7 protein-coding genes and 1 tRNA gene are annotated in these 12,048 nt (G+C 33.9%); 3 read left to right on the top strand and 5 right to left on the bottom strand.

All coding sequences use genetic code 11. The annotated features are described in order from the left end of the window. Window positions 1-17: 17 nt before the first annotated feature. Window positions 18-914 carry a cation diffusion facilitator family transporter gene (locus tag OM967_RS06730; RefSeq protein WP_250120286.1) on the bottom strand — a complete coding sequence of 299 codons (897 nt, stop codon included), beginning with the start codon at window positions 912-914 and terminating at the stop codon, window positions 18-20. 28 nt (window positions 915-942) lie between these two features. Continuing rightward, window positions 943-1,015: transfer RNA gene (locus OM967_RS06725), tRNA-Val, on the bottom strand. 487 nt (window positions 1,016-1,502) lie between these two features. Here OM967_RS06725 and OM967_RS06720 point away from each other — a divergent pair. Both OM967_RS06720 and OM967_RS06715 read left to right on the top strand, forming a co-directional pair. Further along, entirely contained in the window at window positions 1,503-4,898 is a 3,396-nt protein-coding gene (locus OM967_RS06720; RefSeq protein WP_264337823.1) for a peptidase M2, read from the top strand. 338 nt (window positions 4,899-5,236) lie between these two features. Next, a complete protein-coding gene (locus tag OM967_RS06715) occupies window positions 5,237-6,475 on the top strand; it encodes a collagen-like protein (protein ID WP_264337822.1) in 1,239 nt (412 codons plus the stop codon). 297 nt (window positions 6,476-6,772) lie between these two features. On the opposite strand, the gene rlmB is transcribed toward OM967_RS06715, so the two are convergent. Further along, the gene (gene rlmB, locus OM967_RS06710; protein ID WP_264337821.1) at window positions 6,773-7,540 is read right to left on the bottom strand and encodes a 23S rRNA (guanosine(2251)-2'-O)-methyltransferase RlmB; all 768 of its coding nucleotides are present in this window, start codon (window positions 7,538-7,540) and stop codon (window positions 6,773-6,775) included. A 92-nt stretch (window positions 7,541-7,632) separates the two neighbouring features. On the opposite strand from rlmB, the gene OM967_RS06705 reads away from it, so the two are divergent. Beyond that, window positions 7,633-8,124, top strand: a complete 492-nt coding sequence (locus tag OM967_RS06705) for a Smr/MutS family protein (protein ID WP_211907769.1) — start codon at window positions 7,633-7,635, stop codon at window positions 8,122-8,124. An 11-nt stretch (window positions 8,125-8,135) separates the two neighbouring features. Here the strand turns inward: OM967_RS06705 and uvrC are convergent, their stop codons facing one another. Together uvrC and glyS are read right to left on the bottom strand one after the other, a co-directional pair. Next, window positions 8,136-9,953, bottom strand: a complete 1,818-nt coding sequence (uvrC, locus tag OM967_RS06700) for an excinuclease ABC subunit UvrC (RefSeq protein ID WP_211907768.1) — start codon at window positions 9,951-9,953, stop codon at window positions 8,136-8,138. Further along, on the bottom strand, window positions 9,937-12,045 hold the full coding sequence (gene glyS, locus OM967_RS06695) for a glycine--tRNA ligase subunit beta (RefSeq protein ID WP_250120280.1): 2,109 nt from the start codon (window positions 12,043-12,045) through the stop codon (window positions 9,937-9,939). The genes uvrC and glyS overlap by 17 nt, the downstream gene beginning before the upstream one ends. Window positions 12,046-12,048 lie beyond the last annotated feature (3 nt).

Raw genomic sequence — 12,048 nt, 5'->3', positions numbered from 1 at the left:
CAAATAGCCTATAGATGTCAATGCTTAAGTATTTTACTGTCTACGCACTCATCGTATTCAATTTCAACTGTAGAGTGCGCAATTTCGAACCTATTTAATAGTATTTTTTTTATCTCATACAAAATATTAGTGTGTTGTCCATTTTGCTTTATCTTGGCATGCATAGTAAGTATAAAATAATTATCAGATAGTGACCATGCATGTATATGATGCACATCTATCACTTCAGGTAACTTAGATACAATCTCACTTTTTATCTCCTCAGCAGATACACTCTCAGGTGTACCTTCAAGGAGTATATGGCAAGAATTCTTGAGAATTTTATAGCCACTGTTTAAGATTATTACACTGACAAATACTGACAAAATAGGGTCCACTATTTGCCATCCGGTAAACATGATAATTATGGATGCAAGTATAGCAGCTACAGAACCTAAAATATCTCCGATAACATGCAATACAGCACTTTTTATGTTTATATTACTTTCGCATTTACTATGTAATATAAAAAAGACTATAATGTTAGAGATCAGGCCAAGTGTGGCAATTATTAGCATTACTTTCCATTCAACATTGACCGGACAAATGAATCTCTTTATTGATTCAATTATAATGACCGCTGCAATGAAAAATAGAGTTAAACCATTAACAAATGCTGCAATTATCTGCAATCTGTGATACCCATATGACCTCTGTAAATCAGATTTCTTAGCTGAAAATTTGTGCGCTACCCAGCTTAAAATCAAGGCAAAAAGATCAGTGAGCATATGCCCTGCATCTGATAACAGAGCAAGCGAGTGTGAAATTACTCCACCTACTATCTCCATAAGCATTGTTATTGCAACTATTATTATGGAATAAATTAAGCGCTTGGACTCTGCTATTGAGTGTTTGCCATTGTGCACTGCTGTCATATAAAATCTTTTTATGAGCAAAAAAACGTGGGTAACACTGGGCTCGAACCAGCGACCCCTTGCACGTCAAGCAAGTGCTCTACCAACTGAGCTAATTACCCATCTTAACCTTAGTATAGTGCTTCAGTGAAATGAAAGTCAATTTGCTTTTAGACTTCTTGCTGAATGAAACTCCTTGACAAACCTTCCCACTTTCCTTATCATATCAATAAGAGTATTTATCCTTGTTTTTAATCTCTGCAGATTTAACAACAAAAATTCAGTAAAAAACTCAGATATTTATTGGCAAATTACATAAAATTATAGCGGCTTTTTTTATTTTTCTACATTCAGCCAAATCGCGCTTGTTAGCACATTATCAATTTACATTATTAAAACTCACTACATAGGGATTTTTTTGCCTTTTTTAAAATTGATAAATTTCTTAATATTTATAATTCCGTTACTTGTTAGCAGCCACCTAAGGTTAGCTATAGAATTTTAGCCACATTCTAAATGTTACATATTAAGTTAACTATCTATACTTTTTTATTAAGATATAAATTATACCAATATGAGAATTTACGTTTTTTTCAGATGAGTCACTTTATGCTTGATATTGTAAAGGCTAATAAATTAGAGGTTAGAATTATGACAATCAATCAACAAATAAATAAAAATATAACTAAAGAAGAATACTTTAACAATAAGCATATCATAGAAGTTAAAGATTTAAATATTAAAGTAGAAGTTTATTCTCATAATTTAAGAGCAAGTAAAGTTGCTCACATTGAAAGTGAGATAAGAGAAACAGCTACTAATTTTAAAGATGCATTTAAGCTGGAGCCTGGTAGCTCAGAACAAACGTTCAAAATTTATGTGTTTGATGATAAGGCTGATTACACTCACCTTGGTGGAAGCGAACGTTTTGGTTCTTACCTTGGAGATGAAGGTGGTAAATGTTACTACAAAGGAGAAGCTGATATTTTTGCTGAGATGTATGTCTATCAGCAAGGTGGCGTTCATAACCTTCAGCATGAATTTGCACATGGTTTAACTTACTTGGCTACAGGAGGAAAATCTCTACCTACAGTATTAATGGAGGGAATTGCAGATTACTTTGAACATCATTCAGATCACAAGTTCAATGCTCAAGGGTCAAGCATTGATAAAACTGAAGCCGCAAATTTGGATCTAGGTGGAATTTTAAATTTACAATACTCAGCCAATGGTGAAGAAAACAGTTTAGTGTATAAAACTGGTCATGCGTTGATAATGTACTTACAGGAAAAAGATCCTAGTTTATTAAGAGACTACCTAGATGCTTTACGTCAAGGTAACTCAGATGAATCAAAAAGTTTCTTGAAAGACATAAAAGGACATGATGCTGACTTCAAAAGTTGGCTTGCTGAAAATGATACAGAAACTGCAATGGAACATCTCAACGCTTTGCAAGTTACAAAAGGAGATTTTATAGCAACTGGTCAAGAAATCGTGGGTGGAGAAATTAAAGATGTATCGTATTATAAAGCAAATATAGAAAAAATAGATGGAGAAAACGTTGGAAGTTTTTCTCCTGTAGAACATGTTGCATTTTATGATGTTGCTCGTGCTATTAATAGGGCAACAAATGATAACCTCGATATATCAAAGGAATATCATTTTTTAAAGGTAGTAAAAACTCCTGATGGACAGGATAAACTAACTTACTCTGACCAACAAGGTAATGAATATAAAAACAGTCAAGAGTATAAAAATCAGGCTTTTAGAATATTATCAAAATATGATACAAAAATTAAGAGTGAGGCAGATAAATTCGATAATTTGAATAAAGAACGTGGTGAAATGTATCAAAAATATCATAAAGGAGAGATTACTATTGAAGAGTTACGTAATGAGGAAAATACAAAATACAGACCAACATTCTTAAAGTTTGATCAACTAAAAAACAAAACAGTTGATGAGATTGAAAATAATCCTCAGGCAGCAAAAATATTAGGAGAGCTGGTCAATATCGATCCAAACTTGATAAGAGGTACAAATCATATTGATCTACAAGAAGGCAAGATTTTTTCTATGCAAGCTCTTGGTCACGGAGATATGGGTGCACTATCTATATATGATGGGAATACAAAGCTTGGAGAGTTGTCGAGCGAATCGGGCTTTTTTAAGCAAGTTGAAGGTCAAACTAAAGAAACTTTTGTTTTTGAGGACATATTGCATAACTTGAATACTCAATATGATGGAGGTGCTTATATGGCAATTACAAAAGAAAACGGTCATTATAAAGCTTCTCTGATAGATGGCAGAACAGTTGAACGTGATGAATACTTTGATGAAGCACATTTACATGAAAATGAATTGTTGCATCCTAGCACTGGACACATTCAAAAAGATTTAGATTCTCTGCTTCTTAGAGGGACCAAAATTCTAAATCATCAGGATTCAAAGCATGCTCAATATTCTGATGAGCAAAGAGAAAGCGGCGTAATCGTAGAAAAAGGAACATTATTGGATGATAAAGGGACTGATAGAACAGACGACGATGTATACGAAGCGGTTGTAAAGCAAGGAGGCGAAAATCTACATGCATTCAAAAATATGGGCTTCTATATCACTGAAGAGATGAAAAATGAAAGAGGTGAAGTTATAAATGAAAGTAACTTGTTCATTCATGATCATGGAAAAAACGTAAGGTTTCAATTGCCAGGCAATGTTACTCACCTAAAATTGGTGGAAAAAGATGGACAATATAAATTAGCACCATCTGATTCTGAAGGAAGAGAATACAGTAGCATACCAGACGAATACAAATATATTGACCCAGTATTTGCACATGAATATGAAAAGAGAGATTATTCTCATAAACATATAAATGTGGGCCTTATAAACTTAGAAAAATATGCCCCTGGTAAACTTTTTACCATTAAACATGATCCAAATGATTATCAGATACAAAGAAACTCGAGTGGTGAAATAGTGAGAATCAACAATCAAAGATATTTCACTAAAGTAAAACTATTTGATGGTGATACTGATGAAGAAATTGGAATGTTATCTAATAATTTCCATAACTTCAAAGGAAAAATATTCTTTTCTGCTGATTATAACTACAGTTATAACGATTTCCTAGCATCTGTTTCTCCTCAAGTTGAAATTGAGGATATGGGAAGTGGAAGTAAAAAAATAACTTTTGATCAAGGCAGTGGCGATATCGGCGATACTAACAGAGACTACACGGACTATCAGAGAATATTCACAAAAGAGAAACAAACCGAAAGTCCAAAAGGGCAAGTAAGTGAAACTAAGACAGAGGTTAACATGAGCCATAGTACTACTAATGTTGTTGCTGAAGAGAGAACTGTATCAAACGACAATAGTGAAATACAGTCTGATCAACCACAAATTCCAACAAGGGCAAAAAGGTCAGCTTCAGTGGAGGAGAAAGAGCAGGTAGTGTTGAAAGACACAATCTTGAAAATAGAAAAGAGCTATGATAGAGATGTAGAAGGAAAGCATAAGGCAAATGTAATCATAGATTATAATGATGTGAAAGCCTTGTATAATAGAGCAGAAGGAGCAGATAAGCAATCTGTGTTAGATTTTTGGAACAAACTGCACACATCAGATTATAAGGTTGGCGCTTTGCCGGAAGACAAGTATTACTTTAAAGATGGCAAATTTCTAATTCACGATAGTGATACGAAAAAGCTTATAGTGTTACCTGAAGATAAGGTATCCATCAAAATAATGAAGGATGGTGATAGTTATAGTTTGGCTATATCAAATGGTAATGGCAAAATAATAAGCAGCATTAGTAAAATAGATAATCCAAATTACGAATTGCTATCAGATTCAAGTCACTTCAGATTAGAAACACAAGATAACTTTGAGTTATTAGATCAACATCATGAATATAATCTCTATCTAGAGAATGGTTTTGTGAAAATGTTCGACTGCGCAAGCGATCACGTTTATCACGATCATAACTCAGCCTATATCTAATATACAAGGAGGGCCCTGCCCTCTTCTTGTCATTCAAGTAGCTGACACTGGTTCACCTTATGATGCTGTCATACCAGTGCTCAGACACTGGCATCCAGTTAAATTTGCAAGTATAAAAGTAATCAACGTTTCTTATGATGGAAAAATGGATTCCAGTGTCACGCACTGTAATGACACCAAAGGGGCTACTAGGATAACATCGTCTGCTACATACTTAGATCACAAGAGAAGAATTCTGAAGCGAAAAGCCTAAAGGGAATTTTATGCAAAATCTAGTATTTACGGAATTTATATTATTTTCATGCACATTATGGTTTTTATAATTAACAGAGGGTGATATGACTACTACAATAAAAGATGCAGCAGACGATGCTGGTTTTATAACAGCCCTAATGGCATTACAAGGATTTAATGACAAGGTATATATTAAAGCTGCTCCAGCTGATGAAGTTTACACTAAAATAGCTGCTGATACTGCATTTGTTAAAACTACAGATCTTGCAACAAAAGTTGCAGAACAAGCTGTTGTGGATATTCTAGTTCCTGCTCTTGCAACAGTTGGTACTGATGATACTAAGAAGGTTTACACTAAAGGCACAGTAGATACTAGTTTTGTTAAAACTGCAGATCTTGCAACAAAAGTTGCAGCAAAACCTGTTGTCGATGCTATAACTGCTTCTTCTGATTTTACAAATAAGGTATATATTAAAGCTGCTCCAGCTGATGAAGTTTACACTAAAACAGCTGCTGATACTGCATTTGTTAAAACTACAGATCTTGCAACAAAAGTTGCAGCAAAACCTGTTGTCGATGCTATAACTGCTTCTTCTGATTTTACAAATAAGGTATATATTAAAGCTGCTCCAGCTGATGAAGTTTACACTAAAACTGATGCTAATACTGCATTCGTTAAGGCTACAGAACTTTCAGAAAAAGCTGCAGAAAAAGCCGTTGTCGATGCTATAACTGCTTCTTCTGATTTTACAAATAAGGTATATATTAAAGCTGCTCCAGCTGATGAAGTTTACACTAAAACAGCTGCTGATACTGCATTTGTTAAAACTACAGATCTTGCAACAAAAGTTGCAGAACAAGCTGTTGTGGATATTCTAGTTCCTGCTCTTGCAACAGTTGGTACTGATGATACTAAGAAGGTTTACACTAAAGGCACAGTAGATACTAGTTTTGCTAAAATTGATGCTTCCAACCTTACAGAAGCAAATCAAAAAGCTTTTGCAAAAGCTATTCTTCCTGCTAAAGATGGCCAAAAATCAATCTTAATAAATGAACTTGGTGAAGCTTTGGATAGGGTTGCAGATGATAAAGCTACCGATAAAGTATATGGTGCTAAAGGTAGTGAAAAGATAGCAAAAGATTTCTTAGCTGATAAAGGATTAAAACCAACGCCTGAAGATGTAGCCACCGAGCTAGCAAAAAACGCAGTTTTTCAAGCTAATAACAAAATTCAAGTAAGTTCTCAAGACCCAGAATTTCAAGCAGCTGTAAAGACAGTAATGTCACAGCCATCCTTCGAGATTCCAATAGATCCAAGTGCACCACTTTCTTGGGATTGGTAATGTAAGTGCCAGTAGATGATATCTCGCTATGTCATTCACTGTTGTCATTCCAGCATGTGATACACAGCTGTACGAACATTATTCTGTAGGAAGATGTCATGCCAGTGCCCAGACACTGGAATCCATTTTTCCATCATAAGAAACGTTGATTACTTTTATACTCGTAAATTTAACTGGATCCCAGTGTCATGCACTGGGATGACATCTTCCAGCTGTGCATGTGAAGCTAAAATGGCATTCTTTTTTCTAGATTCCAACGGTCTTGATAGCAGGCAAGAAGTATATTTTTCATTGCAACTAATTTGCAGTGATTTTTGTTTTAATGTAGATGGAATATAGTCCTATTGCTGCTGCATTTGAAACATTTAGGCTATCAATTACGTTTGACATTGGGATTTTTAAAAGATAATCACAACTTTCTTTCACTAATCTCCGCATTCCTTTCTCTTCAGAACCAAAAACAATTACTCTTTTTTGCCCAAAATTCTTTATTTCATCTATATTTTCCTTTGCATTGCAATCAAACCCATAACACCAGTAGCCTATCTTTTTTAAAGACTCCATCGTCTTTACTATGTTTGTAACGTATATTAGAGGAACAATGTCTAATGCGCCACTTGCTGTTTTTGCGATAGATGCATTTTCGCTTGGTGAATGGTGATACGGTAAAACCAATGCATCAATGTTGAAACAAGCTGAGGTTCTTAAAATCGACCCTATATTGTGTGTATCAGTAATTTGATCTAAAATGACTATAGTAGAGTTTTCACCTGATCTTTCAGCTATTTCTTCAATATTTAAGCTGTGAAAAATAGGAGTAACTTTTAAAGCAATTCCTTGGTGATTTACACCTTTGGGTAAAACATCATTGAACATTTTGTTCTCTACCAGTCGAGCTTTAATGCCCTTACTATCTGCACATTGTTTAATTTTTTTCTCAAATTCTCTGTAGAAATTTTCCGTTACTAACAGTTCTATACACCGCCTATTTTTGTTTCTTAATGCTGAAATACAAGTGTGCTTTCCATATATCCAACAGTTTTCATTAGCTTTTGATGATTTCATCTCATTATTAAAAATCAGATTTTTATAGAGTAAGCAATATTTTACTGTGTTTATATATTGTTGTAAAATTATGCAGTTCAATTAATGAATTAATGTCAGATGATGAGTTAGATTGGCAAAAAAATGTTAAGCCAATAGAATGTGGAAAAGTTACTTTGAAAGTTGATCACAAAGTAAATATAAAATCTATGATTGATAAAGGTGCCTCTAGTTTACAAGAAAATTTTCTTAATACTGATAATGGTGATTCATCATTTTGTCTTGACTACAATACAAAATTAAAGATCGATAGGGGCAAATATTTTATAAGCGATAAACTCGATTTGCACGGCTATAGTATAGATAATGCTTATTGTAAATTGATAGATTTTATTATCAAAAATTATCAAGCAGGGAATAGGTGCTTATTGGTAATTACGGGGCATGGTAATAGTACAGATAAAATAGACACTATAAAGAATAGCTTAAATAAGTGGTTGAATGACACAAAAGTTCGGAATATGATCTTATACTATCAGCAAGCAATAAAAAAACATGGTGGCAAAGGAGCTTTTTATGTCTTATTAAGAAGAAATAAAGGTTAATTTTAGAGTACCTATTTAGGAGTACCTTTCTTAGAATTCACGTTTTGAAGAATGATTTCTGCTAAACCTTTACTAATTCCAGGTACGTTTTGAATTTCAGCTAGAGAAGCTTTGCTTATATTTTCTACCGAACCAAAATGAGACATGAGTGCCTTTTTTCTTTTACTGCCAACACCGGATATTTTACTTAATTGTGAAGCAAAAAACTGTTTATCGCGTTTTTTTCTATGCGAAGTTATCGCAAAACGGTGAGCTTCATTACGCAGCAATTGTAAATAAAGCATGACCTTGCTGTCACTTGCTAGAGTAAATTCTTCTCTGTCCGGCACATAAAATCTTTCATTTCCTGCATTACGATCATGACCTTTCGCCATACAAGCAAAAGGAACTTTTATATTCAATATTTCCAATACATTCTGCACTATGGAAACATGTCCTGGACCGCCATCAATCAGTAAAAAATCAGGGATTATATCTTTTATATTGCCAGAGAAACGTCTAGTCAGCACTTCTCTCATCATTTTATAGTCATCACCTGAACTTTCTTCTTTTATAGTAAATTTTTTGTATTCACTTTTTAAAAAACCTTCCTGCCCTGCAACAATCATCACACCAACTTGTTGATTTCCAGATATATGGCTATTATCATAAACCTCGATACGCTTTGGAATATTTGGTAACAAGAAAATCTTCCTAAGCTCTTCGAGCTTTTCTAGGTTATTTCTATAATCAGTAAGCTTCTGCTCTAGGCTATGCTTAGAATTATTGTAAATAAAATTCAACAAATCACGCTCTTTACTATTTTTCGCATACAAAACTTTTATTGATTTTTGAGTAAGAGCATAAAGTGCTTGTTCTATAATTTCCTTATCCTTAATAAAATCGGGAACGTAAATTTGCGCTGGTGGTGTATTAACTGGATTATACAAATTGACCAAAAAGGTGGATAAAATTTCATCATTTGGATGATCACTACAATTCTCAATGAAGTAAGGAATGCTTCCATAGTTACCTTTATCTCTGAAAGATAGTACACCAATGCATGCTAAGTCTGCCTCACGTACAATGCTGAAGAAATCTGCATCTTCTTCAAAAGAAAAATCCATTGGCTGCATTTGAATTTGCTGAAGAAATTTCAATCGATCTCTATAGACAGCAGCAAGCTCGTAGTTCATCTCCCTACTGCACTTTTCCATTGTAGAAAATAGCTGTCTTTGCACTTCTTTATTCCTTCCTAGCAGAGTATCTTGTGCTTGTTTTACTGATTTGCAGTAATCATCTTTTGTAATTTTATCTACGCATGGTGCTGAACAGCGCTTAACTTGATACTCAAGACATGGTCTTTTTGTTGAAGAGAAATATTGATCTGAACATACTCTTAAGAGAAAAGCTTTTTGCAATGATAATATAGTGTTCTTAACAGCAGCGGCAGATGGAAAAGGGCCGTAGTAATGAAACTCATTCTTCTTAAACTTACCTCTATATTTCGCTATTCTTGGATAATCATGCTTAGAAATTGTTATATAAGGATAAGATTTTCCATCCCTAAGCAAAATATTATAAGATGGTTTTAACGATTTTATTAACTGTGCTTCAAGAAGCAATGCTTCGATTTCATTCTCAGTGATGAATATTTCAACCTTAATAACCTGTGAGATCATTACTCTGATTCGTTCAGAAAGGTTTTCGAATTGAAGGTAGTCGGATAATCTCGACTTCAAGTTTTTTGCTTTACCAATGTATAAAACCTTATTCTTATCTCCAACCATCTTATAAACGCCACAGGATTGTGGAGATGATTTGATTTGTTCCTTATATTGCCTGAGCATTTATCAATTGTTTAACCTGTATAAGGTTAAACTCTGCTACTAAATGAAAGGTAGAAACAACATTTGCAAGCAAAGACAACCTGTTTATTCTAAGCTCATTAGAATCACAGTTAATCTTTACACTGTCCATAAATTGATTGATAAATGGAGCAAAACGAGCAAGTTCATCAAGCGCTGTATTAAAGTCGTTATTTTCTATCGCTTGTTTGATGTTTTTACAAGCAGCTATAGCACAATTTGATAGCGCAATCTCCTCATCTTCAATCAAAAACTTCTTACTGTAAGATGCATTATAAGTAGTGCCATCACTTTTTCTCACTTTGCTCATCATGTTACTGGCTCTTTTATAAGTGCTTAGAACCTGTTCACCTTCTTTTGTACTAAGATAACGATCCAATATCACAGTTTGCTTTTCCGCTTTCAGCAGATCATTAATATCGACTTTATATAGTATTGAATCTACAACATCTTGCCTTATATTTCTATTTTTTAAAATAATCTTGAACCTTTCTAAGCAGAATTTAAATACTAGTTCTGAAATTTGTTTTTCACTTGGCTTATCAACTGGAGTTATATTTTTATTCAATAGAAGCCTTGAACATAAAGATACTGACTTATCTATCAGCAATCTAATTGGAATATGCAAATTATTTTCAAGTATTGTTCTAATTATACCAATTGTCATTCTCCGCAAACCAAACTGATCATACGAACCAGAGATTTTCTCACCTGCTGCAATTAAGCCAACCAAACTATCCATTTTGTCTGCAATAGCTACAGCAATCGCAGTAGGAGATTTAGGGCATTCTTGGTCCGATCCAATTGGCTTATAGTGCTCAGTTATAGCTTCCACTACTTCTTTATCCTCTTGAAAATAAGAAGCGTAGTATCCACTCATTACTCCTTGCAATCCCGGAAATTCTTTCACTATCAACGTTGCAAGATCTGCCTTTGCTAAATATGCAGCACGTTCAACTTTAATTAATGAAGCATGTGGAATAAATATCGCTATATAATTTGAAAGAGCGATAATACGCTTCACTTTTTCTTCTACGCTACCGAGCGAAGCATGAAATGAAATAGAGCTCAATTTTTTGACATAGTAATCTAGGTTTTCCTTCTTGTCTTGAGATATCAAAAACTGGGCATCAGCAAGACGTGCTTCTAATATTCTTTCATGGCCTTTAACAACTTCATTGTTGTTAACATTTACAACAGTAACAAAATGTGATATTTTCTGTCCATCACTTAAAGCAAGATACTTTTGCTGCGTATTAATTATACTAAGTATTACTTCCTTCGGTAATTCTGATGATTTTACTTTACCAAATAATACTATTGGCCACTCTATAAGCCCTGCCAATTCATTAAGTAAATAATCATTTTTTTCAAGTTGTAAGTTCTCCTCTTTTGTAAACTTATTAATCTGATCTAGTATAAATTGCTTTCTTTTGTCCAACTGGAGAATGACATTATTTTTTTCTAACAATTCAAAATAGTCTTTGGGTGTTTTAACAGTAAGTACTGCATCACCTGAAAGAAACCTATGACCATACGTCACGTTGCATGCTGTAACCCCTGCAAAAGATATAGGTATTATTTCGTCATTTAAAATACATAGAATATTTTTAATTGGCCTAACCCATCTCTCTTTTCTTTCACTCCATCTCATACTCTTTGGCCAAGAAAAGTTTTTTAGCATTTCCTCCAGTTGATTTTTGAGAAACCCGTTGATGTTAAATAAGCAGCTTTCTCTCTTAATGAAGTAAAAATCTTCATCGTTTACTTTGCGAATGAGTAAATCTTCTTCACCTTTCCGATTTTTTCTCAAAAAACCTTCGATAGCACTTTTCGGTGCATTAACTCTTGGTCCTTTAATCTCATTGTTAGAATCTTTTAGCTCCAAAGCACTTATGCCATCAATAAAAAGAGCAATGCGACGTGCAGTCACATAAACTTCTATAGATGCAAATTTCACATTATTTTTACTAAAAGCATTAGTGATATAGCTCTTAACCTGAGCTGCAGATGAATTCTGCATTCTTGATGGAATTTCTTCTGAAAGACATTCAAACAATAATTGTGACAACATATT

Source organism: Wolbachia endosymbiont (group B) of Dolichovespula media (genome assembly GCF_947179505.1).
Taxonomy (GTDB): Bacteria; Pseudomonadota; Alphaproteobacteria; order Rickettsiales; family Anaplasmataceae; genus Wolbachia.
The sequence above is the reverse complement of the archived record's forward strand: the minus strand, read 5'-3'. Positions and strand labels throughout refer to the sequence as shown.